The sequence below is a fragment of the Nocardia sp. NBC_00881 genome, from assembly GCF_045207455.1.
In the GTDB taxonomy this organism is placed as follows: Bacteria; Actinomycetota; Actinomycetes; order Mycobacteriales; family Mycobacteriaceae; genus Nocardia.
Genome location: NZ_CP108798.1, coordinates 4,746,854 through 4,770,836, shown reverse-complemented (window position 1 = coordinate 4,770,836; position 23,983 = coordinate 4,746,854). Strand labels below are relative to the sequence as shown.

The following is a 23,983-nucleotide window of genomic DNA, read 5'->3' as shown; positions in this document are numbered from 1 at the left end:
TGTCCTTTCACGTCGAATCAGGAGTGTCGGCAAGGCCTTGTGATCGCGTTACTGTGCCAGCGCGGCTCACATGCCTGCCGGCGATGGTCCGCCCCGGAACTGACTACTCCGCCGAGCCGCTGGACGCCAGCTGGTTACGGAGTCGCTCCCGCAACCGCCGAACACCAGGGGCCTGTGATGCCGGTAGTAACTCGCCCGAGTATCTGCCATGAAGATCGCCCAGGAGGCCCTTGGCGACTTCTGCCTCCAGCTGCTGGAAATCGGTGCCGATTCGGCTGTCGAGGCGGTAGGGATCCGAGGACAGGCGGTACCCGACAATTCGTCGAAGCCGTGCGAGTTCCGCTCGGACCGTCACTTCTTTTCCGGCGCTGCCGTACAGCTCTCGGGCCAAGGTTGCCGCGGTCAGTCCGTCCGGGTTGGCCAGCAGGAGAACTACCAGCTCGCTGTGCCGGAGGCTGAGTTCGTGGGCGATCCCGTCCATCCACAGCACGGCGCGGTCACGACCCAGCGCGCTCACTCGTGGGGCTAGGTCGCCTGAAACGTCGTTCGGCAGTGCGTAGACGGAGAACGGGCCGCCCGGTGACAGTCGTTCGACGACGACCCGACGTCCATCGGGCAGTCTGGTTACTCCCTCTATCATCGGTGCGGGCCACTTGGCGGGAAGCCACCCCGAAGGCGCCGCATGCAGCAATCGTCCCTCTTCCGACAACAGGGCACAGTGGCCGCCGACACGGTTGAGGACGCGGTCGAGGTAACGAATGCGTGATTCCGCATCACGCTGCCGGACGAGGTCACGCAGATGCGCCTCCGCGAGGCGGGCTGCCGTCGTGACCAGCGGCAGCGCAAGCGAACTCGTGTTGCGCAGTTTGCTGGTGATGTCGACGACTCCGATCACCGAACCGGTGGCCGGGTCCCGGATAGGGGCCGCGGTGCAGGTGAAGTCCGCGGCAACGGACAGGTAGTGCTCGGTGCCGCGGACTTGGAAGGGTCTGCCGAGGGCCAGGGCGGTGCCGACACCATTGGTGCCCGCTTCGGTTTCGTGCCAGCGTGCTCCTGGGACGAGGTTTGCCCGTTCCGCCACATGGCGGGCGTCGGAATCGCCATGGATCCAGAGGAGATGGCCGTCGGCGTCGGCACCGAACAACACGTGGCCCGGCATCGACGCCGCGGTCTCCAGGCTCGCGAACAGCGTCGGCCAGATGCTGGCCATCTGATGTTCGCGGCGCCAGGTGCGAACCTCGTCTTCAGCCAAACCCACTTCCGGGAGATGCCGGTCGGGATGCAGACCCCAGCGTTGCGCACGATCCCATGAGGCGCGTACGTCCGCACGCACCAACCGTGTCTGCCTCGTCACCAACCGCGTCTGCCTCGTGTCATGCCAGTCGGCTCGGGATTGTCCCGCCGGTCTTCCCCGCTGAATCGTTCACGGCGTCGAAAGAGCTTAACCCCGTTGCAATTTCGCTGCAACGGCGACGTCATCGCTGCAACGTTTATGCAACCCCACGTTTCCGCCTTGCTTTGCGACGGCAGGCATGCCATGTGAGCAAGGCGCTTCCAATGATTCACAGCTGGACAATGAAAGCCACATTTCGGGCTTTTCGGCAACCGCGACCGCGCGCAGTCTGGTAATCGGGTGATCGCCGCAGACACGCTCTCTCTGCAGCAATGTGAGTAAGCCGGTAGGTTCGCGCATCACGCCAGAACAATGGGAATTCGGCTTCGGTATCCGAGCGCTTGGGCAACCTCTCCGATCCGGCAGTGGCAAGCAGTTGTCCATTCAACTATGTGGTCCTGAGGTCGCGGCCGGCTACCTCATTGCTATCCCTCCGCAACCAATTGGTCTCGTGCAACGTGTACGCAACCCCTCCCGGCCGCCTTGGCCGGTGACGGCGGGCACGCCATGGTACGAGAAGACAATTTTCCACGAGCTGGAGGTCATTGATGCCCTACCTGGAACTGCCGGATGGCGTGCCGATGTACTACGAGGATCACGGTGCCGGTCGTCCCGTCGTGCTTATTCACGGCTGGACGATGAACACCACCTTCTGGGCGCAGAACGTCCCTGCACTGTCGGAGGGCAATCGTGTGATAACTGTGGACCTTCGCGGGCACGGTGCTTCCGGGAAGACCGACGACGGCCATACCCTGGCGCAGTACGCGCGTGACATCCGGAGCCTGCTGCGGCATCTCGCGCTCGATGACGTGTGCCTGGTGGGCTGGTCGATGGGCACCGCGGTGATACTCGCGTACGTGGGACAGTTCGGATGCGGGCAGCTGCGATCGGTGGCCTTCGTCGATCAGTCACCGCGTTTCCTCAGCGGGCGGGGCTGGGACTTCCCGCTCCAAGGGGGCTATACCGAGAGCGACCTCGCAGTGTTCGTTCAGGCGGTGAAGCACGCCCGCCCGTCGGTGATCAAGCCGTTCATCGCCGCCTGCTTCGCCGAAACACCGCCTGGCGAGGTCATCGACGCTGTGTATGCGGAGACGACGAAGATGTCGACTTCGGCGGCATGCGCGATTTGGTACGACATGGCCTTCGCCGATTTCCGGCCGGTACTGCCCGAGGTTACGGTACCGGCACTGCTGATCTATGGCGCACAAAGCAAGATATTCCCGGGCCCACTCGCCGAATGGCTTGCCTCGCAGCTTCCGAATGCGGAGGCGGTGCCATTCGAGCAAAGTGGTCATGCCCCGTTCTCCGAGGAACCGGAGCGCTTCAACAAGGCTCTCGCCGCGTTTCTGTGAAATAGGCATGAAAGCCTCCCACGGCCTCGCTGCGTGCATTCCGGTGGAAAGACGCACAAAGGAGGCCGATGCCGGTACCGTACCCGAGATCATCAATGAGGAACCATGGCCACCATCATCTCTCCAGGCGTTCGCGGTGCCGAAACGGAAACTGTCATCACGGCAACGGCAACGGCAAGGGTATTCGGGAAATGAACGCTCCGCCGCAACGAACGATAGTGGACCGGATGGAACCGTTGTTGTCCGGTGCGGAGCTGCTGCGGGCCATCCGCGGTGATCGCGTTGGTGACCATCCGTTGGCGCGGTGGGCGTGCCTGCTCGCCGGCGTGCATCGCGCGGCCATGCTCGCCCGCGAGGAAGCGGTCGTCGCGCCCGAGAATGGTGGTGAGCGTGGCTCTCTCGTGCATGCGATCGACGTGTGGACCGAGCAGCAGGTACCGCAGCACCACCAGGGTGTGGCACTGCATACCGAGACGCTCGGATCGGTGATCGATCGCATCGCCGATGCCCAGGTTCATGCCGATGCCATGCTCATGACCTGCACGAACGCCGGAGATCCTCGTGTCCACGCCGCCTGGTTCCGACTGGCCGAGCTGGTCGACGGATACAACGATCTGGCCGCGCAGGTCGTCGACGGGGTGCGGAGACTGCCGGTACCGGCGGGGAGGGCCGGTGACCGCGCAGCGTCACGAATGCATGCTGCCGGGCAAAGATTCGTTGCTGGAGGCGTGCCGAGGCCGGCCCAAGGGCGGCAACCCGATCCTGACCGTGGCTGGTGAACTCGCGGAGCTGCACGAGGCACGATTGCGCCGGCCAGCCGGGGAGACCGACGAGATCGACCGGGCGCGGTTGCGTTGGGTGGAGGCTATCGACCGCTGGGCGGCGTTGATGACGCCAGTGCCCTCGGCAGAGACATCTGCTCGAATCCCGGGCCGATCGCTTCCGGACAATTCGCGCAGTTCGCCGGTTCCGGCCCGGCTCGACTCGCGCGAATGCCTAGCATCGGATGTGTGGAGCGAGGATCGTTGCTGAAGGCGCGAGCCGGTGGGAAACTACACGGCGGCAATCATGGGATCGCGCCGGAAGATGTCATGGCGGCGCAGCGCGGGCGCATGCTGGTGGCGATGATCGAGGCGGCCGCCGCCAAGGGATACGCGGCGGCGACGGTGGCGGATGTACTGAAGCGGGCCGAGGTCTCTCGGATGACCTTCTATCAGCATTTCGCGAACAAGGAGGCGTGCTTCCTCGCCGCCTACGACCTGGCCGTCGAGATCGTGATGACGCGCACCGCGGCCGCGCTGGGGGCCGGCGGCGCTCCGCTCGAGCGCATCGCCCGCGCGCTCGACGCGTATTTCTCGACATTGGCGCAGGAGCCGGAGGTCGCGAAAGTCTTCCTGGTGGAGGTGTACGCGGCGGGAACGGCTGTGCTGGAGCGGCGACTGGCGACGCAGGCGGTGGTGGTGGACCGATTCGCCGCGGTGCTCGGCGCGACCCGGACCGATCCGCGGTTGGTGAGCGAGGCGGTGATCGGCGCGGTCGTCTCCTTGGCGACCAACCGCATTGTCACGGGCGACTGTGCCGCACTGCCGGGTCTGCGCGAGCCACTGATGTCTTTGATCACGACTCTGGTGCGGGACCAGCAGGCCGTCCCGTGAGCGCGGGCAGTCGATCGATCATCGCCACGGTGAGGATAGCTTCCGATATGGTCGAGGGGTTCGCAGTATCGCGTAGGGATGAAGGCTATGAATCTTCTTGTGCCCCAGACGATCAACGAGGTTGCCGACCGTGTCCGCCAGGCGCGGGCCAGGTTGGCCTGGCGCGCGCAGCGGGCCGGTGCGCGGCTGGCCGAGCGCTACCCCGTCTCAGCGCGGCCGCTGGCCGAGCCGCCATCGGGTAGCGGACTGAAACCGGTGTCGGGAGACTTCGGTCTTCCCGGAATCGGGTACACCTTGCATGCGTTGGCTGATCCGATTCAATTCTCACGCAAGAGATTCGATCAGTGGGGGCCGATCCAGTGGTTCGGGCTGCTCGGTCGCCGCGTGGTCGGGATCGGCAGTCCGGAGGGGCTCGAGGCGGTCATGATGGACCGGAACAAGGCATTGTCGGCGCAGCGCGGTTGGGACTTCCTGATCGGCCCGTTCTTCCGCGGTGGGCTCCTGCTCCGCGATTTCGACGAGCATCTGTTCCATCGGCGCATCATGCAGCAGGCTTTCACCAGGCCACGGTTGATCGGCTACCTGGATCTGACCACCCCGCGCATCACCAGCGCGATCGCGGGCTGGCGGCCCGGCAGCGACTTCCGCGTGTACAGCGCGATCAAGAAACTGCTGCTCCAGCAGGCCACGGAGGTGTTCGCGGGCGCCGAACTCGGCAGGGAGGCCGCTCGGTTGGAGCATGCCTTCGAGGACGCGGTGCGCGGTGGAGCGGCGCTGATCCGGACGAACATGCCGGGTGGTGTGTGGGCCCGCGGTTTGCGCGGGCGGCGAACGCTCGAGAGATACCTACGCCGTGAGCTACCGAAGAAACGTGCGGGCAAAGGCAACGATCTGTTCAGCGTGCTGTGCCGGGCGACCACGGAGGAGGGACATACCTTCACCGACGTCGAGGTGGTCGAGCACATGATCTTCGTGATGATGGCCGCGCACGACACCAGTACCATCGCCGCGTCCATGCTGGTCTACGAACTCGCCAGGCACCCCGAATGGCAGAATCGGCTGCGGGCCGAATCCGTCGCGCTGGGGAAGCCTTCGCTCGACTACGACGATCTCGATCGCCTGCCCTCGCTGGACCTTGCGTTCAAGGAGGCACTGCGGATCTATTCGCCGGTGGCCCAGCAGGTGCGCGAAACCCTCAGGGATACCGAGCTTCTCGGTTACTTTCTGCCGAAAGGGACGCTCGTCCTGAGCGGCACGTACGCCATCATGCGCACCGACGAGTACTGGCACGATGCGGATGTCTTCGACCCGGAGCGTTTCGCCGACGACCGCCGTGAGGACAAATCGCACCGCTTCGCATGGGCTCCCTTCGGTGGTGGCGCGCACAAATGCATCGGCCTCTACTTCGGCGCGATGACTGTGAAAGCTCTTGTGCACCAGATGTTGTTGAACTATCGCTGGAGCATTTCCGACGGCTACCGGGTGCCCTTGGTCGCAGGAACCGGCCCTACGCCCGCTGATGGACTGCCGATTCACCTGGAACGGATCGCCCGATGAAGGTCATCGCCGACCGCGCGATCTGCGAGGGGCACGGCATGTGTGAAGCCTTGGCACCCGATGTATTCCGGGTCGGCGACGACGGGATCGTCGTTCCGCTTGCCGATGCGGTGTCCGCGTCGGGTCACGCAGTGATCGAACTCGCCGTCGACACCTGCCCGGTCCAGGCGCTACGGCTGGGATGAGATCCCGTTGCCGACCGACATGCGGCGGGCGAGGTTGTCGGTCGGGACGGCGGGTCGGCACGGTCGACGCCCATCCAGGCAGCGCGGACCATTCGCGATGGCCACGGCGACTTCGCGGTCGTCCGCGACAGCGGGGTAGGGGTGTGCGGCCCGGCGATGCAGGCACCATCGCAGGCGGGTGTGCAGAGCGGCGCCCGGTCGTTCATTTCGCCGGTCGCGGCGTGCCGATGCCGCATAGTGGCACTCGTAGGCCGAGGTAGCCGTTCCCGACGAAGGTATGCCGGGTCGATCGGTGTGTCCACGTCGGCCTCGACGGCGCCCAGCGCGCTGCCGAGCGGGCGTCGTCATTTCTTCCGCGTTCGTTTCGCACCGTCACCTGTGGGTACCGCGAAGCGGGACTGGCTGTCAATCGATTCGAGAGGAGAGGTGATGCCCCATGGCCACCTGCGACACCTGCGGAAACGAGTACGACAAGACGTTCACGATCACCCGTGACGGCCGATCAGCCATCTTCGACAGCTTCGAATGCGCGATCACCGCGCTCGCCCCGGTGTGCACGCACTGCTCTTGCCGGATCCTCGGGCACGGCGTCGAGGCGAGTGGAGACTATTTCTGCTGCGCGCACTGCGCTCACGAGGCGGGACACCCAGCCTTGGTGGACCACGTCTAGGCCGAAGGAGTGGCATTGGTCTGAAGGATTCACCGACGAGGTGGGGGCGCGGAATGTCCGCCGATCCCCGCGGCCGCAGCGGCGTCGCTGAGCACTGCCTCGAGCATGGCCGGTGTGAGCCGCCCGGTGAAGGTGTTCTGCTGGCTCACGTGATAGCAACCGAACAGGTGCAGCGGCGCCCGGTCGACGTCGACCGGGGCCAGTTCCACGTGCGCTCCGTGGCCGAACCGCGGTCGCGGTCGCGGCACGAGCCAGCCCGTGTCGGCCAGCACCGGGAGCAGTGCCTGCCAGCCGAACGCCCCGAGCACCACCACCGAGCGCAATGTCGGTGTCAGCAGAGATAATTCGGTGTCCAACCAGTGACGGCAGCGGTCCCGCTCGTCGGGGGTCGGCTTGTTGCCCGGTGGAGCGCAGTGCACCGGGGCGGTGACCCGCACGCCGGACAGCCGCAGCCCGTCGTCGATGCTGGTGGCCGTCGGCTGGTTGGCCAAGCCTACGGCGTGCAGCGCGGCGAAGAGCACGTCGCCGCTGCGGTCTCCGGTGAACATGCGCCCGGTCCGGTTGCCGCCGTGCGCGGCGGGCGCCAGACCGACGATCAGCATCTGTGCCTCCGCCGGTCCGAATCCGGGAACGGCACGACCCCAATAGGTTTGGTTCCGGAAGGCGGCGCGTTTCTCCCTGGCGGCGAACTCACGCCATGCAACCAGCCGCGGGCAGGCGAAGCAGTCCGCGACCGCGGCGTCGAGTTCGGCGATAGTGCGGCACATGTCAGCTCGGCATGAGGGCAGGGTGGTTGTACGCCGCGTGCGGTCGCACTCCGGTGATCAGGGTGGTGCGGCTCCGGCTGTCCTGCATAAGACTCCGTTCGGTGGTAGCTGTGCTGCCACATGATCGGTGAGTCGGACCATCATGCTCACTATGCATCACCTAGCGCGGCTCGATCGGCTCTTTTTCAATCGGACTGGATCGCATCCATCGGTCATCTGTCCAGTTCGGCGGGGGTGGCGTCGGCGGATAACGAGCCGGACATGTGATCGGTACCACTCGGTCCGTGTTGGTAGCATGGCCTTCCTAACCGACCGGAAGCGGGTTCTCACCCCCGGATTCACCTCGAAAGAGTCCTCCATGCAGTTTGAAATCGTCGAGCGGGACGAGACGTGGGTTGCCGGGCTACCGGTGCGCAGCCCGAAGCGTGCGCTCGGAGAACTGCGTGACCGTGATCTGGAGGCCGCGTGGGCGGCCGTTTTGCACCAGGAACTCGGCGGCCCGCTGGCCAGCGCCTACACCGACTACTCCGGCGAGCTCGGCACCTACAACACGCAGATCGTCGGCTACCAGTGCGCGTCGTTCGACAAAGTCACCCGCGGTCACTTGGTCGCCCGGTTGCGGCGTGGCCGCTACGCCCGGTTCTCCTCGGTCGGTAACTTCCCGCAGGTGATGACCGACCTGTGGACGCAGATCGCCTACGCCGAGGAGCACAAGCAGATCAAACGGACGTATACCGGCGATTTCGAGTGTTATCCGCACGCGTACAAGATCGACCTCTACCTGGCGGTCGAGGCGCGATGACCTATGCGATCGTGGTGCGTGCCGAGGCGATCTACGGCGGGCTGGTCGTTCCGCGGGTGCGTCCGAGTTTTAAGGTCAGCAACAGCGACCTGATCGAGTTCCTCAAGGACCGGCTGCGTGACCGGGTCGGCGCGGATCAACCGATGTACACGGTGTACGTGCCCGATCCGGCTGGGAACTACAACGCGGTGGTCTGCTTCGAATACCCGGCGGCGGAGGCCGTTCCGGTGGGTGACGTTCTGGTGCGTGTGCCGAAAGGCGTCTACGCCCGTTTCGCGCCGAACGGTGATTATCACGATCCGATGGAGGATGTGTGGGCGCAGGTCGACGACGCAACGGCGTCGGCCGAAATTACCCGCGCCTACCGTGAAGAGATCGAGATCTGGCGGGGGCCGGAGTCGGTCGAGCTGTTCATCTCTATTCTGGTCTAGATTGCTAATTGGTAGCTGTCTAAGAACCGACTGGTCTCCATGTTCTATTCTGTCTCGACGTCGGCTGTTCTGACCTGCTAAAAGATCTCATCGCGCCGGGAGTTTTCGGAAGATTAGCCGGCCGGCTGGTCAATTCCTGTCGGATGACGGATACTGCCCTGGGCAACGTCATCTCGGCTCATGGGCCGCGGGGTGCTGCATGAGGCTGGACTATCGCGCATTGCGGCGCGGCGATGGAGTAGGGAACAACATGACTGTGGAAGTGATTGCAGTCGTGCCGGCGAACTCCCTTGGGCGGGGAGTGCTGCGGTATTACGACAGGCAATCCGAGTGCGCGTTCTTTGCCTCCCAGCCGGATGTCCGGCCGGTGCTCTGGAACAGATATCTGGGCGGAGCGCTGGAGGTTTACCGGCGTTTCGGGGTGGAACACGCACTCGAATACGACGCGGTCGCCGACGGTCGGTCGACTTCGCTGTTCTTCGTCGCGGTCGACTCCGCAGGGGAAGTGGTCGCCGGCGTGCGGTTGCAAGGGCCCTACGCGGATGTCGGGCAGGTGCACGCGTTGGTCGAGTGGAGAGGCCATGCCGGCGAGAACGATCTGCGCACGATGATTGCCGATCGGATATCGGAGGGCGTGGTCGAAGCCAAGGGCGCATGGGTCGCTCGCGATGCGGCGCACCGCTCCGAGTTGAGCGCTGCCATCTCGCGCACGGTGCTGCACGGCGCGCGCTTGCTCGGGGCGCGTTACGGCTTCGCCACGGTGGCTTCCTACACCGTGGCCAGACATCGGGCATGCGGAGCGGTGCCCGCTGAGCGAATCCCCGCGGTGCCGTATCCGGACGAGCGCTACGAGACCGTCCCGCTCTGGTGGGACACTCGGACATATCAGGCGTTTGCCGAGGAGCCGCAGCGGTCGCTGGTCGAACTCGAGCAGGAGGCGTTCGGCATACCGGGTGCCTGTCCGCCAGAGCTGCGGCGAGGGACTGGAAGGGGAAGGGAGGCTCGGCACCGACATGGGCGATGACCGGAGCCGGCTGGCGCGTCATCGGCCACTGATTCTCGACCGGACCGATCCGGAAGACGCTCGGACACTTGCCGCGCTGCGCACGGATCCGCACCTCGAATTCACCGACCTTCGGGGGTTGCTACGTGCTGAAATCGGTAAAATGGTTGCGGCCCCGAATATTTCGGAGGGCTCCGAGGCGGACCGGTGGATCTACTACCCGTGGCGGGCCGCGGTGATCGGATTGCCAGGCCCGCAAACTTTTCGAATGATTCGGCTCGACCGAAACCGGAACAAGCTGACCAGACCCGAGCAGGAGCGCCTGGCGAATCTCGCGATCGGAGTTGTCGGACAAAGTGCCGGACATGCCATAGCGCACCTCCTCGCACTCGAAGGTGTATGCGGAAGTTTGCGGTTGGCCGACTTGGACGATATCGAGTTGTCCAATCTCAACCGGGTTCCGGGAACGCTGTTCGACATCGGCGTCAACAAGGCGGTCGTGACGGCCCGACGTATCGCCGAACTGGATCCCTATCTGCCGGTGGAGATCTTCGGCGCAGGCGTAGACGAAAATTCGGTGGACGAGTTCGTGGACGGTCTCTCGATCATCGTGGAGGAATGTGATTCCCTCGATATGAAGCTCGTGATCCGCGAGGCGGCCGCGAGACACGGTATTCCATTGCTGATGGAGACAAGTGACCGCGGTTTGCTGGATGTCGAGCGTTTCGATATCGAGCCACAGCGCCCCGCATTCCACGGTTTGCTCGGCGATATCCACGCGGCTGACCTGCGCGGGCTGACCGCGAGGGAGAAGGCGCCGTTCGTGGTGAAGCTGCTCGGTGCCGCCGGGCTGTCGCCGCGGCTGGGCGCGAGCCTGGTCGAAGTCGGTGAGACCGTGACCAGCTGGCCGCAGCTGGCCGGCGACGTCACCCTGGGCGCCGCGAGTGTCGCCGCCGCCGTCCGGCGTATCGGACTCGGGATGCCGCTGAATTCCGGTCGCATCCGGGTGGATCTGGAACGCCATCTGGACGAGTTGGCCGACCCGTCACCCGCCGGTGAACAGGTTTGGAAGGAGGCCGTGGCCGACTCCGTCGACGGCCCGATCGACAGTGTGCTCGCGTGTGCACAGCGCGCGCCGTCGGGGGGGAACATGCAGCCCTGGTTACTGCGTGCCGAGTCGGGTGACATTCGCATCGAGCTGGCGCCTGAGTACACGTCGGCGATGGATATCGGCTATCGCGGTAGCGCTGTCGCGCTGGGCGCGGCCGTGTACAACGCGCGCGTCGCGGCCGCCGCGCACGGCATTCTCGGCCCGCACGAGTTCATCGAGGGCGCGCCCGGCTCCGGCGAGCTCGTCGCGAATCTTCGGCTGGGCGGTGATCGGAATCCGGCGCTCGCCGCCGACTACCCCGCGGTGTTGCGCCGCGCGACCAACCGCCGGGTCGGTACCGGCGCCCGCCTTGCCGACGGCGTGCTGGATTCGCTTGTCACGGCCGCCGAATCGGCTGGTGCGCATCTTCGCGCCGTGGTCGATCGACCGGGAATCGAACAGGCTGCACGTTTGCTGGGCGACTCTGATCGAATCCGCTATCTCACGCCGCGGTTATACGAGGAAATGCTCGCCGAAGTCCGCTGGCCCGACGACGACCCGGAAACCGGTATCGACGCGCGCAGCCTTGAACTCACCGATGACGAGTGGGCGGCATTCGAGATCATCACGCGCGCCGATGTCATGGCGCAGTTGCGATCCTGGTCGGGAGGTGCGGCTCTGGGGAAATACACCCGCGACCGCGTGCTGTCCAGCTCCGCCATTGTGGCAGTGACATTCGATGGCGCGAACCCGCGGTTGACCGAGTATGCCGAGGCCGGTGCCGCGGCTGCTTCGGTTTGGGTGCACGCCGAGCGGCTCGGATTGTGCGTACAACCGATTTCGCCCGTATACCTGTATGCCCGACTCCCTGGCGAACTTACCGCGATTTCTCCCGACTTCGTGGATACACTAGCGTCACTTCAGGGCCGTTTCCTGAACCTGCTGGAAGTGCCTGAGCATGAGATCATGGCGTTGGTGCTTCGCCTGAGCTACGCCTCCGCCGCCACGGTTCGCAGCAGGCGGCGTCCGGTGCTCGGTGTGGACACCAGTAGCTAGCGCGATCGGAGACAATGTGCCACGGCGGACACTCGACTCGTTGGTGACCCAGGTCGCCTCGGAGCTGATGGGTGTGGACGCCACGACGATGGTGGCCGCGACCGAACGTGTGCTCGCTCAATTGGTCGAATACTTCGACGTGGATTTCAGCTATGTGCGACACACCGACCGCGAACGTCGAGCAACCGTCCTCGTCGCGGAGTGGCCGCACCGGCAGAACGTGCCCGATCCGGACCCCTTGGGCGTGATCTATTTCGACACCGCCGACCCGGTATTCCGCGCGCTGGAGAATGCGACCGAGCCGATGGTCGCGCGTCCGACGCCGGAGTTCGCCGATTACCAGGAGACGGTCCGGCGGGCGTCCGGCATCGCGGCGGTGACCTCGGCGGCCGTGCCACTGCTGTCCAGGGGTGAGCCGACCGGTGCCCTAGGGTTCGTGAAGGAGGGCGATCGGGAGTGGAGCACTCGTGAAATCAATGTTCTCAAGGCCATCGCGGCGCTCTTTGCTCAGTTACAGGCGCGGGTGGTCGCCGAGGAACGGCTCCGATATATCGCGCTGCACGACGACCTGACCGGGTTGGCCAATCGGCGGGCGCTGCTCGAGCATATGGAAGAAAGATTGCGTACCGGAAGCCCCGGTCCAGTGGCGGCTTTCTTCCTCGACCTCGATCGTCTGAAGGCACTCAACGATTTCCTCGGTCACACCGCGGGGGACAACTTCATCCGCACGCTGTCGACGCGGCTGCGGGAAAACCTGGACCCGAACGACATGATCGCCCGACTGGGCGGCGACGAATTCGTTATCGTTCCCGCCAAACCGATGGACGCGGTGGCCGCCGAGTACGAGGCGAACCGCATCCAGCAGTTGATCGCCCGGCGCGTGACCGTCGGAGGAGAATCCGTCAGTCGCGCTGCCAGCGTCGGCGTGGCGCTCGGAAATCCAGGCGAGACTACCGTTGCCGACGTGCTCCGCCGCGCCGATCACGCGCTGCTCTCTGCGAAGTCCGGCGGCGGCAACGGCGTCGCGGTGTTCACCGACACCATGCGCGCCCAGTTCGAACTACAAGACGACGTGGAACTCAACCTGCGCGGTGCGGTCTCGGACGGCTCGCTGCTGCTGCACTATCAGCCCGAGGTAGACCTGCGCACCGGTCGCATCGTCGCGTTGGAGGCGCTGGTTCGCTGGTTGCATCCGACCAGGGGACTGTTGCCGCCCGGCGCGTTCGTCACCGTCGCCGAGGCCACCAATCTGGCAGGCGAGCTGGGGCGCTGGGTGATCCGGTCGGCGTGTGCGCAGTTCGCCGAATGGCGGCGCCGCGGCATGGCAGCCAATGTCGTGATGCGGATCAATGTGTCACCGGTGCAGTTGGTCAGCCTCGATTTCGTCGAGCGAATCGAAGACATCCTGCGGCTGTTCGGCATCGACGGAAGTTCGGTGTGTCTCGAGATCACCGAGCACGTCGTGGTGCAGGATCTGGCCAGAACCCAGGTCACGCTGCGCGGACTGAAGCGAATGGGTGTGCAGATCGCCATCGACGACTTCGGTACCGGATACAGCTCGCTCTCACACCTCAAAGCGCTGCCCGTAGACGCGGTGAAGATCGACCGGGGCTTCGTGCAGCGCCTCGGCGCGAGCACGGACGATCTGGCCATCGTGAAATCCATTATCGGCCTTGCCGGTTCGTTCGGCCTCGGCGTGGTCGGCGAAGGCGTGGAGACCGCGGTCGCCGCGCGGACGCTGGTCGGCCTCGGATGCTATCGGGCGCAGGGTTTCCTGATCGCGCGGCCGATGCCCGCCGAGCAGGTCGAAGCCCATCTCGCCGTCGGCAAGATCGCGCTCGACCTGGATCTGCCCCGTGCGGGTCGCGGATTGGCTACGCACTGAATCGCGGCCCGCGTGTCCGGCAGTGACTGTTTCTCGAAACGCTCGGGAAATCCGAGGTACGACATTCTTGTCACCGGTGGCGCCCGGACCATAGATCGGGTCGATCCGCTGGTTAGTCGGTTCTTTCACGGTTGTTCACACCCCGTTGGGCGCATCGGTTCCTGCGGTAACCCGATCCGCTGCACGATCGGCGAAGTGCGCATTGTTCAGCTTGCGAACTTCTACGGCCCCCGGTCGGGTGGGTTGCGCACCGCGTTGCACCACCTCGGCGATGGCTATGTCGCCGCGGGACACGAGGTGGTGCTGATCGTCCCGGGTTCGCGGCGGTCCGAGAAGGTGCTGCCCACAGGGGTCCTTCGGATCACGTTGCCCGCGGTGGCCATTCCCCGGACCGGTGGCTACCGGGCCGCGGACCCGTGGCGGGTGGCCGATGTGCTGGCCGGGCTGCGTCCCGACGTGCTCGAGGTGTCCGACCGGCTGACACTGCGCGGATTCGGCCGCTGGGCGCGGCGGCGCGACGTCGCGGGGGTGATGATCTCGCATGAGCGGCTCGATCGGCTGCTGGGCCAGGTGCTGCCCGGTCCTGCGGCGCGGCGCTGCGCCGATGTGGCCAACCGGCGCACCGCCGCCGACTACGACATCGTCGTCTGCACCACCGCATTCGCTCGCCAGGAGTTCCTGCGGATCGGCGCGTCGAATGTCGAGCTGGTGCCGCTGGGAGTGGATCTGGAGCTGTTCAGCCCGAGCAGGCGCGACCACGGACTGCGCGCGGATCTCGGTGTGGCCGGGTATCCGCTGCTGGTCCACTGTGGCAGGTTGTCGGTGGAGAAGCGGGTGGATCGCAGTATCGAGGCGGTCGGCGCGCTGCGCAAAACCGGAATCGAGGCCCGGCTGGTGGTTGCGGGGGACGGGCCGCGGCGTGAGGCGCTGCAGCGGCGAGCGCGGGCGTTGCCTCCGCTGCCGGGCGGGCTGCCCGCCGTGCATTTCACGGGGTTCGTCTCCGAGCGCCCGATGGTCGCGAAACTGCTCGCCACCGCGGATGTCTCGCTGGCGCCGGGCCCGCACGAGACGTTCGGGCTCGCCGCGCTGGAGGCGCTCGCGGCGGGCACGCCGGTGGTGGCGAGCCGGTCCTCGGCGCTGGCCGACATCGTCACCTCCGACTGCGGCGCGGTCGCCGCCGACCATCCGTCGGCGTTCGCGCGGGCGGTGACCGATGTGCTGGCCATGCCGCAAGCAGGCCGGCGCAAGGCGGCGCGCAGTCGCGCGGAACAATTCACCTGGCCGCGGGCTGTCGCGGGCATGCTCGCGGTGCTCGGCCGTTAGCGGCGGTGGCCGTCCGACTCGGATGCTCGACTACCCTGCGGGAAACCGATTCGGCGATTCGAGATGGGATGCGCAGTGCTTGGTATTGGTCGCGGGCGAGCGGGCCGCAAGACGGTGCGCGGCGCAAGGGTTCTGGTCACGGGCGCTGCCAGCGGGATAGGCAGGGCGACGGCGCAGGCCGCCGCCGCGGCCGGCGCCGAGCTGGTGCTCACCGACGTCGACGCGGCCGGCTTGGCCGAGACGGTGGCCGACATCCGTAAGTCCGGTGGTGTCGTCGCTGTGGCCGAGGTGCTCGACATCACCGACTACGACGCGGTCACCGCCTTCGCCGAGCAGGTGCACGCTCAACTCGGCAGCCTCGACGTGGTCATGAACGTCGCGGGCATCTCCGCGTGGGGGACGGTCGAGAACCTGGAGCACCGACACTGGCGGCGGATGGTCGAGGTCAACCTGATGGGCCCGATCCACGTGATCGAGAACTTCGTGCCGCCGATGGTGCGCGCTGGTCGGGGCGGCGCACTGGTGAACGTGTCGTCGGCGGCGGGGCTACTCGCCCTGCCCTGGCACGCGGCCTACAGCGCGGGCAAGTACGGCATTCGCGGTGTGTCGGAGGTGCTGCGCTTCGATCTCGCACAGCACGGCATCACAGTGCACCTGGTGGTGCCCGGCGCGGTGAACACACCGCTGGTGCGCAGCGTCGAGCTGGTCGGAGTGAACAGGGAGGACCCGAGGATCAAGCGGCTCACCGCGACCTTCGCCGAGCATGCGGTGGCGCCGGAGCGGGTGGCGACGGCGATCCTGCGCGGGATCGAGCGCAACCGCTTTCTGGTCTACACCTCGTTCGACATCCGGTTCGGCTATTGGTGGGCGCGCAAGTTCGCCTTCCCGTACGAGTTCGTCATGCGGCGTACCAGTGCGCGGTTCAGCAGGTTGCTGGCTTCGTCGGGCAGTTGAGGTGCACGTCGAGTACGCGGGCGCCGGGGCCCTCGGCGCCGAGCCGGTCGTGCTCGTTGACCAGGCGGCAGCTGCCCAGCGACAGGCAGCCGCAGCCGATGCAGCCGGTGAGGTTGTCGCGCAGGCGGGTCAGCTGAGTGATCCGGTCGTCGAGGTCCGCACGCCATGTGGTGGAGAGCGTCTCCCAGTCGCGCCGGGTGGGGTTGCGGCCCTCCGGGAGCTGATCGAGGGCGTCCCGGATTTCGCTCAGCGGGATGCCGACTCGCTGGGAAATGCGGATGAAGGCCACTCGGCGCAGCGTCTCGCGGGCGTACCTGCGCTGGTTCCCGCTGGTGCGTCTGCTCGTGATCAGCCCTTCGCGTTCGTAGAAGTGCAACGCGGATACCGCGACTCCACTACGCTCGGAGAGCTGCCCGGGGGTCAGCTCCTTCGCTCGCCAATCGGCTGTCGACATGCACTCTCCTCAGTTCACCTCAACAATACTTCAGGTTAGGATGGGCTGGGGTCGGAATCCGACAGTGCGGGCCGATCGGCGCCAACGACGAGAATTCCGTGCTCTCGGGGCCGCGGCGAACTACGGTCTGATCATGGGAGCAGACGCTGTGCCTACGCGGCACAGAGAGGATCCGAACCCGGCGGGGCCCGATCCCGAGCCGGACGGCCCACGACTCGCGGTGACGTCCGAAGTGGGCACCCTGCATACGGTGCTGCTGCATCGGCCGGGCGACGAGCTGCGCAGGCTTACGCCGCGCAACAACGATCAGCTGTTATTCGACGGCATCCCGTGGGTGGAGCGAGCACAGCAGGAACACGACACGTTTGCGGGCGTTCTGCGCGAACGTGGTACCGAGGTGCTGTTGCTGTCGGACCTGCTCGCGGAGACGCTCGCGGTCAGCGGCGCCGCCCGCATCCAGGGCATCTCGGCCGCGGTGGACGCGCGCAGGCTCGGGCACGCGCTCGCCGACGAGCTGGCTGCCTTTCTGCGCGGCGTTCAGGCCAGGGAACTGGCAGGCATTTTGATGGCGGGGATGACCTTCGATGAGTTGCCGTTCGGGCCCGACGCCACCTCGCTGGTCCGCCGCATGCACCACGGCGCGGACTTCGTCATCGATCCGCTGCCCAATCTCCTGTTCACCAGGGACTCCTCGTTCTGGGTCGGCCCGCGTGTCGCGATCACCTCGCTCGCGCTGCCCGCCAGGAGCAGAGAGACCTCGCTGACCGACCTCATCTACGCCTTCCATCCCCGCTTTCTCGGCGTGCGCCGTGCCTACGAATCGCACACCGCGCCGATCGAGGGCGGAGACGTGCTGCTGCTCTCCCACGGCGTCGTCGCGGTGGGCGTCGGCGAACGTACCTCGCCCGCAGGCGCGGAAGCGCTGGCGCGCAGCCTGTTCGACGACGACCTCGCGCACACCGTGCTCGTGGTCCCGATCGCGCAGAGTCGCGCGACCATGCACCTGGACACCGTGTGCACGATGGTCGACGCCGATGCCGTGGTGATGTATCCCGCCGCGCGGGAGTCATTGCGCGCGTTCACAATTCGCAAGGAGGGTGACGGTCGGGTCAGCATGAGCGGTTCCGACCCGTTTCTGCCCGCCGCCGCCACCGCGATGGGCATCGACAAGCTACGGGTGATCGACACCGGGCTCGACGGCGTCACCGCTGAACGCGAGCAATGGGACGACGGCAACAACACTCTCGCCCTCGCCCCCGGCGTGGTGGTCGCGTACGAGCGCAACGAGATGACCAACGCCAGACTGGAGGAGGCGGGCATCGAGGTGCTGCGCATCCCCGGTTCCGAGCTGGGATCCGGCCGAGGCGGACCGCGCTGCCTGTCCTGTCCGCTGTCCCGGAATGACAGGTGAGTCCGCATGTTCACGATCACGGTGTCGCACGAGTCGGCCGTGCCGCCCTACGAACAGCTTCGCCTCGGCGTCATCGCCCAGGTGCGTTCCGGCGAGCTGACGGCCGGAACCAAGATCCCCACCGTCCGCGCACTGGCCGCCCGACTCGGTCTCGCCCCGAACACGGTGGCGCGGGCATACCGCGAACTGGAGGCTGAAGGGGTGATCGAAACCCGAGGCAGGCAGGGGTCTTTCATCGCTTCGTCGGGTGACACGACGCGGGACGTAGCGGGGCGGGCGGCTACCGCGTATGTCGCGACAGTGCGCAGGTTGGGGTTGGACGACGAGGCCGCTCTACGGTATGTGCGGGCAGCGCTGGAAGGCTGACATACAACTCGGAAGCGAGCCACGAAATACGGCACACCGGATGCCGCAGACGCCCCCTCGAGCAACTACTCGGTCCAACCCCGACTTTCGAGCGCAGCGAGAACGAGCATTGCCCGTTCGCGGCCCGGCTCGCGTCCGAGCGGCCGACGCGTTCGCGACGAAGTCGCCAGCGTCGGTCGCTCGGACGCGAGCCATAAGGGGGCCGCGAACACGCCGCGCCCGCGCGGCCAAATTACCGCCAACTGGGTAGCCAGAGGTGGTCGTGCCAATTGCCCGGCGTGATGGGTAGCCCGGTAAGGATCGGCCACAACCAGATGAAATTGGCGATCACTACGCCGAGGTAGAGACAGACCGCGAGCAGGCCGAGGGCGTGCCTTTCGTCCGGGGCCACCGGCAGATAGGTGCCGACGGAACTGCGTGGCACGGTTGTTCGCCGGGTCGACCCGAGCGCGTCACCGAGCGCCAGCGCGACACCCATCGCCAGGAACGGCGCAAGGGCCACGGCGTAGAAGTAGTACATCTGCCGGTCCAGGGTGAAGAACCAGGGCAGCAGGGCGGCGCCGTAACCGGTGAGTACCGCGGCGTATCGCCAGTCGCGGCGCACCGCTGTGCGCCACAGTGCCCAGGCGAGCATCGGTAACGCGATCCACCAGATGGCGGGCGTGCCGATCAGCATCACCGCTTTCACGCACTGTGTCTGGCTGCATCCGGTGACGTTGGTGTCGGCGTAGTAGTAGAGCATCGGTCGCAGCCCCATCGGCCAGGTCCACGGCTTGGACTCCCAGGGGTGATGGTTGCCCGCCGAGTTGGTGAGGCTGTCGTGGAACTGCAGCACCTCGCCGCTGTAGAACCACAGCGAACGTAGCGCGTCCGGTATCCATGCCATCGGACCTCCGGTGCCCACCTGGTTGCCCACCGCGTATCGGTAGACGCCGGTCTCGCTGGAGAACCAGGCCCAGTAGGTCGACAGGTACACACCGAGCGGCACGAGCACCAGCGCGTACAGGGCAGGCCCCACATCGCGAACAGCTGTGCCGAGCCAAGGGCTGCGCACTCCGTACGCCCGCCTGGTCGCCAGATCGAAGCAGACGCTCAGGAGGCCGAAGGCGACGATGAAGTAGATCCCGGACCATTTCGTGCCGCACGCTGATCCGAGCAGTACGCCGGCGCCGAATCGCCACCAGCGCACGCCCAACCGCGGGCCCCACGGGGTTTCATCGATGCGGCCTTCGGCGTCGGCCTTGGCGATCCTCGCCCGCACCTCGTCGCGGTCGACGATCAGGCAGCCGAAAGCCGCGGTCACGAACAGCGCGAGGAATATGTCGAGCATGCCGATGCGAGACGAGACGAAGGTGAGGCCGTCCGCGATCAGAAGGATGCCCGCGATCGCGCCGACCAGAGTGGAGCGCGACATCCGCCGCACGATCCGGATCACCAACAGCACCAGCAGGGTTCCGGCGACCGCGGAGGCGAAGCGCCAGCCCCAGCCGTTGTAGCCGAATATCGCCTCCCCGATCGCGATGAGCTGTTTGCCGACCGGCGGGTGCACCACCAGGCCGTAGCCGGGGTTGTCCTCCACCCAGCCGCCTGTGAGCAGCTGCCAGCCCTGTGGGGCGTAGTGCTTCTCGTCGAACACCGGGGTGCCCGCGTCGGTCGGATAGTTGAGCATCGTAAACCGGGTCACCGCCGCGATCGCGGTAAGGAACGCCGTGACCAGCCAGCCGCGCAGGCGGTCGGTCGGTCCGAAGTCGGGTGACGGCCGCAGCGGTCCGGGGCTCGACCAGGAGGGCACGGCCCCGAACGGTGCGGTCGCGCGCTGGTCGGTCACCTGGGTCACGCCCCGATCGTATGCTGTCCCGCCTCTCCGGGTCTTCAGGCCGTACTAGTCGGGCGACGAGGGATTTTCGTTCAGGTCCTGCGTTGAGTGCGGGTCGAGCGCTGGGGGTACCCGGCGAGTTACCCATGTACTCGCGAGAGCAATTCGTTTCGCGGCGAAGGCCGCGCATACCTTAAGGTCTGCTGCGTAGCTCGGTGAGGGTTGTCACGGGCGCATCAGGGGATGCGTCCATCGCTGTGGCCCGGTGGATCCGCCGCTCCGGGAGAATGTATGCGAAGAGGACAGGAGTGTGGTGACGGAGGCGACGGCAGGGCGGCTGGTGCTGGCGGCAACGCCCATGGGCGACATCGGCGACGCGTCACAGCGGTTGCGGGACGCGCTCTGCTCCGCCGATGTCGTAGCGGCCGAGGACACCCGACGGACCAGGGCGCTGGCAAAGGCACTGGAGGTGGAGATCACCGGGCGAGTGGTGAGTTTCTACGACCACGTGGAGACCAGCCGGATTCCGGCGCTGCTCGAGGACATCGAAAGCGGGCGCACAGTGCTGCTGGTGACCGACGCGGGCATGCCGTCGGTCAGCGATCCCGGCTATCGGATGGTCGCGGCGTGCGTCGCACGCGACCTGCCGGTGACCTGCCTGCCCGGCCCCTCGGCGGTGACCACGGCACTCGCGTTGTCGGCCCTGCCCGTGGAACGGTTCTGCTTCGACGGATTCCCGCCGCGCAAATCCGGCCAGCGCCGGGAGTGGTTGCGTACTTTGGCCGGCGAGCCGCGGGCCTGCGTCTTCTTCGAGGCGCCGCACCGCCTCGCCGACTGCTTGGCCGACGCGGTCGAGGTACTCGGCGCCGACCGCCGTGGCGCCGTCTGCCGTGAGCTGACCAAGACCTACGAGGAGGTCGTCCGCGGCACCCTTGCCGAACTCGCCGCCTGGGCGGTCGAGGGCGCGCGCGGTGAAATCACGGTGGTCCTGGCGGGCGCCCAGCCGAAATCGGTTGACCCCGCCGACCTGGTCGACCAGGTTGAGGCCCGCATCGCCACCGGCATCCGCCTCAAGGACGCGTGTGCCGAAATTGCCGCCGCCCACACCGTCTCCCGCCGCGAACTGTACGACGCCGTCCTCGCCGCCCGTCGCGCCGCGGACACCTGACCCCGGCCGAGCCACCGATGGAGTGGTCGAATGGGTGAAGTGCTGCACCTTTGTGCGAAGCAGGGGCAGTAGGGGCCGGGAGCGGGGAGGGCGGGCATGATCGTTTGTATGACTTCTCTGGAGAGCAAGGCGAAGGCGTTTCTCGAGTCGCATCGGCCAGGGGATCCCGGGGTTTTTCCGACGGTGTGGGATGCCTGGTCCGCGAAAGTCGCTGTGGCGGCGGGGTTCTCGGCGTTGACGGTGGGTAGTCATCCGGTTGCCGATTCGATCGGCCGCCCGGACGGGGAGGGGATGACGTTCGCCGAGTCCTTGACTCGGGTTCGGCAGATCACCGCGGCGGTGGACGTTCCGGTGTCGGTCGACATCGAGTCGGGGTACGGGCTCGAACCTGCGCAGCTGATCGAGGGCCTGCTCGCGGCCGGCGCGATCGGGCTGAATATCGAGGACACCGTGCACAGCGAGGGCGGGCGGCTGCGCACCGCGCAAGAACACGCCCACCTGGTACGCGGATTGCGGCAGTTCGCCGACGCGTCCGGCGTGCACGTGGTGGTCAACGCCAGAACCGATCTGTTCCTGCGCAAGGACGGTGACGATGCCGACCGTGTCGATCGCGCCATCGAGCGCTTGAAACTGGCCGCCGATGCGGGCGCGGACGTGTTGTTCCCGGCGGGACGCCACGCCGACGCCGATATGCGCCGCCTGACCGCCGAACTGCCGCTGCCGATCAGCGCCACTGTTCTCCCGGACCAAGCCGACAAGGCCGCTCTCGCCGACCAAGGCGTCGCCCGCATCAGCTTCGGCCCGTTCCTGCAGTTCGCGCTGACCGCCGAGATCGACCGACTGCTCGACCGCTGGAAGTAAGCACGTAGCGGCCACACTCCTCCGTCTTCGCACGGGAGGCGGATGGGTGTGACCTGCGCAGCATTTGGCAGGATCTAACCGTGCAGGTGCTTGTGATCGGAGCGAGCGGGACGCTCGGCAGTGCGGTGGCCACGGCGCTGGAAGGGGCCCATCAGGTAATTCGAGCCTCGCGCAACGGACCGGTTCAAGTCGATGTGTCGGATCCGTCGTCGATGGACGCGCTTTTCGCCGAACTGCCGTACCTGGACGCCGTCATCTGCTGCGCCGCCAGTGGGCCGCTCGTCGACCTCGCCACGGTGACGGACGACGAGATCGTCACCGGCATCCAGGGAAAACTGCTCGGACAGGTCGCGCTGGCGCGCCGCGCGCTGCGGCACCTGCGCGACGGCGGTTCGATCACCTTGACCGGTGGGACATTCGTCGCGCCGTTTCCGGGGGCTTCGCTGGGCGCGCTCATCAATTCCGGTCTGGAAGGTTTCGTTCGCAACGTCTCCGCCGAACTTCCGCGTGGGCTGCGCATCAACCTGATCAGCCCGGGATGGATCCGCGAGACCTTGGTCCAACTGGGTATGGACGCGACACCGGGCACGCCCGCCGCCGAGGTGGCCGATGCTTACGTGCGAGCCGTCGAGGGTGTGGCGCAGGGCGAACTCATCCGGCCATGAATCGCCAAGCGGCGGGACGGCGTCAGGTTCGAACGGGTAGTCCGAGCACCGTCGCAACCAGCTGGATGAACAGTGGTGCCAGCTCCGGCACCCGCGCGGGCCCGTCGGACACGATGACCCGGCGCGTCCGCTCGCCGATCGCGTCCGGGATCAGCGCGATCAGCTCGTCCGAGATCTCCGGTAGCGCGGGATCCGCCGAGCGAGCCTCGTCGTAGAACACCCGATACAGCTGGGCGAACCGGTCGACGGCCAGGTCACGGTAGCCGACGGCGGCCTCGTTCACCTTGAAGGACTCCACCAGCACCAGCCGCGTGAAATCCGGCTCGGTGGCGACGGTCCGGCAGAACGTCATGACGATCGATTCGATCTTGGCGTACGCATCGGCGGTCGGTGGGAGCTGGGCGAGTTCCTCTGCGATCCGGGTTGCGACGATGTCGACCCCGGTGTGCACCGCCTCGGCGAAACATTGCTCTTTGTTGGCGAAGTGATCGTAGAAGGTGGTGCGCGAAACCCGCGCGCTGGCAACGATGTCGGTGAGCGTGGTCGCGGAGTAGCCTTTGCGGTCCACGCATTCGACCATCGCCTCCACCAGCCTGCCGCGCTGCGAGGTGAGAACGGCTTCGCGCGCTGCGCGATGCCGCTCGGCGAAGCTCGTCCGCTGGTTTGACGCAGTCGCATGCTCCTGGCGCATGTATGCCCTCTCTGTACCGGAACCGATACCGAACGGGACGCCGTTGTTCCGATCGCACACGGTCCGGGCGCCCTCTGGCCGCGAACCGGTGTTTCATTATCCGACAACACGTTCCGTGGCGGACGAAGTGGTCGAACCAGGCCCGCCTTCCGCACGTGGAGGGTACCGTCGGACCTGCTCGAAGTACTGTCCGGTACAAACCTGGGGAGAGTGCGGTGAAGAAGCTACTGGAGAACGCCGCAGCGGCGTTGGGCGCGTTGCTGTTCGGCGTATTCCGACTCTATAGCGATCGACGTGTCCAGGATGCCGCGGAGACGTTTTCGGCGCAGCTCGTCGGTCGACCACTGCCGCGCCCCGTGGTGGTCCGACAGTGTGTACCGACGCGGCACGCCATGGTCCGGCGCCGCCGTGGTGCCGGACCAGCGTGA

24 protein-coding genes are annotated in these 23,983 nt (G+C 66.5%); 19 read left to right on the top strand and 5 right to left on the bottom strand.

Annotation, left to right across the window (positions count from 1 at the left end; all coding sequences use genetic code 11):
* Positions 1-103: 103 nt before the first annotated feature.
* The gene (locus tag OH799_RS20085) at positions 104-1,354 is read right to left on the bottom strand and encodes a GAF domain-containing protein (protein ID WP_406266289.1); all 1,251 of its coding nucleotides are present in this window, start codon (positions 1,352-1,354) and stop codon (positions 104-106) included.
* A gap of 587 nt (positions 1,355-1,941) precedes the next feature.
* Here OH799_RS20085 and OH799_RS20080 point away from each other — a divergent pair.
* The 6 genes from OH799_RS20080 to OH799_RS20055 all read left to right on the top strand — a co-directional run bounded on the left by OH799_RS20080 (position 1,942) and on the right by OH799_RS20055 (position 6,812).
* A complete protein-coding gene (locus OH799_RS20080; RefSeq protein WP_406266286.1) occupies positions 1,942-2,745 on the top strand; it encodes an alpha/beta fold hydrolase in 804 nt (267 codons plus the stop codon).
* A 227-nt stretch (positions 2,746-2,972) separates the two neighbouring features.
* Positions 2,973-3,524 (top strand): DUF4254 domain-containing protein, encoded by a 552-nt coding sequence (locus tag OH799_RS20075; protein WP_406266283.1) that lies wholly within the window; start codon positions 2,973-2,975, stop codon positions 3,522-3,524.
* 231 nt (positions 3,525-3,755) lie between these two features.
* Positions 3,756-4,400 carry a TetR/AcrR family transcriptional regulator gene (locus OH799_RS20070; protein WP_406266280.1) on the top strand — a complete coding sequence of 215 codons (645 nt, stop codon included), beginning with the start codon at positions 3,756-3,758 and terminating at the stop codon, positions 4,398-4,400.
* A gap of 87 nt (positions 4,401-4,487) precedes the next feature.
* Entirely contained in the window at positions 4,488-5,957 is a 1,470-nt protein-coding gene (locus OH799_RS20065; protein ID WP_406266277.1) for a cytochrome P450, read from the top strand.
* Positions 5,954-6,142 (top strand): ferredoxin, encoded by a 189-nt coding sequence (locus tag OH799_RS20060; RefSeq protein WP_406266275.1) that lies wholly within the window; start codon positions 5,954-5,956, stop codon positions 6,140-6,142. The genes OH799_RS20065 and OH799_RS20060 overlap by 4 nt, the downstream gene beginning before the upstream one ends.
* A gap of 436 nt (positions 6,143-6,578) precedes the next feature.
* Positions 6,579-6,812 (top strand): hypothetical protein, encoded by a 234-nt coding sequence (locus tag OH799_RS20055; RefSeq protein WP_357270869.1) that lies wholly within the window; start codon positions 6,579-6,581, stop codon positions 6,810-6,812.
* Positions 6,813-6,841: 29 nt separating this feature from the next.
* Here OH799_RS20055 and OH799_RS20050 read toward each other — a convergent pair whose 3' ends face one another.
* Entirely contained in the window at positions 6,842-7,579 is a 738-nt protein-coding gene (locus OH799_RS20050; RefSeq protein WP_406266271.1) for a uracil-DNA glycosylase, read from the bottom strand.
* A gap of 358 nt (positions 7,580-7,937) precedes the next feature.
* On the opposite strand from OH799_RS20050, the gene OH799_RS20045 reads away from it, so the two are divergent.
* From OH799_RS20045 to OH799_RS20015, 7 genes are all read left to right on the top strand, one after another.
* The gene (locus OH799_RS20045) at positions 7,938-8,381 is read left to right on the top strand and encodes a GyrI-like domain-containing protein (protein ID WP_357270875.1); all 444 of its coding nucleotides are present in this window, start codon (positions 7,938-7,940) and stop codon (positions 8,379-8,381) included.
* On the top strand, positions 8,378-8,812 hold the full coding sequence (locus tag OH799_RS20040) for an effector binding domain-containing protein (RefSeq protein ID WP_357270877.1): 435 nt from the start codon (positions 8,378-8,380) through the stop codon (positions 8,810-8,812). Before OH799_RS20045 ends, OH799_RS20040 begins: the two co-directional genes overlap by 4 nt.
* Positions 8,813-9,062: 250 nt before the next feature.
* Positions 9,063-9,836, top strand: a complete 774-nt coding sequence (locus tag OH799_RS20035) for a hypothetical protein (protein ID WP_406266267.1) — start codon at positions 9,063-9,065, stop codon at positions 9,834-9,836.
* Entirely contained in the window at positions 9,826-11,961 is a 2,136-nt protein-coding gene (locus tag OH799_RS20030; protein ID WP_406266264.1) for an Rv1355c family protein, read from the top strand. The genes OH799_RS20035 and OH799_RS20030 overlap by 11 nt, the downstream gene beginning before the upstream one ends.
* A 67-nt stretch (positions 11,962-12,028) precedes the next feature.
* Positions 12,029-13,846, top strand: coding sequence for a putative bifunctional diguanylate cyclase/phosphodiesterase (locus tag OH799_RS20025; protein WP_406282298.1), 1,818 nt, complete (start codon positions 12,029-12,031; stop codon positions 13,844-13,846).
* A 195-nt stretch (positions 13,847-14,041) separates the two neighbouring features.
* Positions 14,042-15,169, top strand: coding sequence for a glycosyltransferase (locus tag OH799_RS20020; RefSeq protein WP_406266261.1), 1,128 nt, complete (start codon positions 14,042-14,044; stop codon positions 15,167-15,169).
* 63 nt (positions 15,170-15,232) lie between these two features.
* Complete coding sequence (locus OH799_RS20015) at positions 15,233-16,123, top strand: SDR family oxidoreductase (protein WP_406266258.1); 891 nt, start codon at positions 15,233-15,235, stop codon at positions 16,121-16,123.
* Here OH799_RS20015 and soxR read toward each other — a convergent pair.
* Complete coding sequence (gene soxR / locus OH799_RS20010; protein WP_406266255.1) at positions 16,092-16,577, bottom strand: redox-sensitive transcriptional activator SoxR; 486 nt, start codon at positions 16,575-16,577, stop codon at positions 16,092-16,094. The genes OH799_RS20015 and soxR overlap by 32 nt on opposite strands.
* 133 nt (positions 16,578-16,710) lie before the next feature.
* Between soxR and arcA the strand changes: the two genes are divergently transcribed.
* Both arcA and OH799_RS20000 read left to right on the top strand, forming a co-directional pair.
* The gene (gene arcA / locus OH799_RS20005) at positions 16,711-17,988 is read left to right on the top strand and encodes an arginine deiminase (protein ID WP_406266253.1); all 1,278 of its coding nucleotides are present in this window, start codon (positions 16,711-16,713) and stop codon (positions 17,986-17,988) included.
* 6 nt (positions 17,989-17,994) lie between these two features.
* On the top strand, positions 17,995-18,354 hold the full coding sequence (locus OH799_RS20000; protein ID WP_406266250.1) for a GntR family transcriptional regulator: 360 nt from the start codon (positions 17,995-17,997) through the stop codon (positions 18,352-18,354).
* A 232-nt stretch (positions 18,355-18,586) separates the two neighbouring features.
* Here the strand turns inward: OH799_RS20000 and OH799_RS19995 are convergent, their stop codons facing one another.
* Positions 18,587-20,191, bottom strand: coding sequence for a dolichyl-phosphate-mannose--protein mannosyltransferase (locus tag OH799_RS19995; RefSeq protein ID WP_406266248.1), 1,605 nt, complete (start codon positions 20,189-20,191; stop codon positions 18,587-18,589).
* A gap of 289 nt (positions 20,192-20,480) precedes the next feature.
* Here OH799_RS19995 and rsmI point away from each other — a divergent pair, with 289 nt between their 5' ends.
* From rsmI to OH799_RS19980, 3 genes are all read left to right on the top strand, one after another.
* The gene (gene rsmI, locus OH799_RS19990; protein WP_406266245.1) at positions 20,481-21,338 is read left to right on the top strand and encodes a 16S rRNA (cytidine(1402)-2'-O)-methyltransferase; all 858 of its coding nucleotides are present in this window, start codon (positions 20,481-20,483) and stop codon (positions 21,336-21,338) included.
* A 108-nt stretch (positions 21,339-21,446) separates the two neighbouring features.
* Entirely contained in the window at positions 21,447-22,199 is a 753-nt protein-coding gene (locus tag OH799_RS19985) for an isocitrate lyase/phosphoenolpyruvate mutase family protein (RefSeq protein ID WP_406266242.1), read from the top strand.
* 80 nt (positions 22,200-22,279) lie between these two features.
* A complete protein-coding gene (locus OH799_RS19980; protein WP_406266239.1) occupies positions 22,280-22,864 on the top strand; it encodes a short chain dehydrogenase in 585 nt (194 codons plus the stop codon).
* Positions 22,865-22,886: 22 nt separating this feature from the next.
* Here OH799_RS19980 and OH799_RS19975 read toward each other — a convergent pair whose 3' ends face one another.
* Positions 22,887-23,555: a TetR/AcrR family transcriptional regulator gene (locus OH799_RS19975; RefSeq protein WP_406266236.1), complete on the bottom strand. Its 669-nt coding sequence runs from the start codon at positions 23,553-23,555 to the stop codon at positions 22,887-22,889.
* A 215-nt stretch (positions 23,556-23,770) separates the two neighbouring features.
* Between OH799_RS19975 and OH799_RS19970 the strand changes: the two genes are divergently transcribed.
* Complete coding sequence (locus OH799_RS19970; RefSeq protein ID WP_406266233.1) at positions 23,771-23,983, top strand: hypothetical protein; 213 nt, start codon at positions 23,771-23,773, stop codon at positions 23,981-23,983.

Coding starts and splice junctions, on each gene's coding strand:
- OH799_RS20080 (WP_406266286.1), top strand. CDS start 1,942: ATGCCCTACCTGGAACTGCCGGATGGCGTGCCGATGTACTACGAGGAT.
- OH799_RS20075 (WP_406266283.1), top strand. CDS start 2,973: ATGGAACCGTTGTTGTCCGGTGCGGAGCTGCTGCGGGCCATCCGCGGT.
- OH799_RS20065 (WP_406266277.1), top strand. CDS start 4,488: ATGAATCTTCTTGTGCCCCAGACGATCAACGAGGTTGCCGACCGTGTC.
- OH799_RS20060 (WP_406266275.1), top strand. CDS start 5,954: ATGAAGGTCATCGCCGACCGCGCGATCTGCGAGGGGCACGGCATGTGT.
- OH799_RS20055 (WP_357270869.1), top strand. CDS start 6,579: ATGGCCACCTGCGACACCTGCGGAAACGAGTACGACAAGACGTTCACG.
- OH799_RS20050 (WP_406266271.1), bottom strand. CDS start 7,579: ATGTGCCGCACTATCGCCGAACTCGACGCCGCGGTCGCGGACTGCTTC.
- OH799_RS20045 (WP_357270875.1), top strand. CDS start 7,938: ATGCAGTTTGAAATCGTCGAGCGGGACGAGACGTGGGTTGCCGGGCTA.
- OH799_RS20040 (WP_357270877.1), top strand. CDS start 8,378: ATGACCTATGCGATCGTGGTGCGTGCCGAGGCGATCTACGGCGGGCTG.
- OH799_RS20035 (WP_406266267.1), top strand. CDS start 9,063: ATGACTGTGGAAGTGATTGCAGTCGTGCCGGCGAACTCCCTTGGGCGG.
- OH799_RS20030 (WP_406266264.1), top strand. CDS start 9,826: ATGGGCGATGACCGGAGCCGGCTGGCGCGTCATCGGCCACTGATTCTC.
- OH799_RS20025 (WP_406282298.1), top strand. CDS start 12,029: ATGGGTGTGGACGCCACGACGATGGTGGCCGCGACCGAACGTGTGCTC.
- OH799_RS20015 (WP_406266258.1), top strand. CDS start 15,233: ATGGGATGCGCAGTGCTTGGTATTGGTCGCGGGCGAGCGGGCCGCAAG.
- soxR (WP_406266255.1), bottom strand. CDS start 16,577: ATGTCGACAGCCGATTGGCGAGCGAAGGAGCTGACCCCCGGGCAGCTC.
- arcA (WP_406266253.1), top strand. CDS start 16,711: ATGGGAGCAGACGCTGTGCCTACGCGGCACAGAGAGGATCCGAACCCG.
- OH799_RS20000 (WP_406266250.1), top strand. CDS start 17,995: ATGTTCACGATCACGGTGTCGCACGAGTCGGCCGTGCCGCCCTACGAA.
- OH799_RS19985 (WP_406266242.1), top strand. CDS start 21,447: ATGACTTCTCTGGAGAGCAAGGCGAAGGCGTTTCTCGAGTCGCATCGG.
- OH799_RS19975 (WP_406266236.1), bottom strand. CDS start 23,555: ATGCGCCAGGAGCATGCGACTGCGTCAAACCAGCGGACGAGCTTCGCC.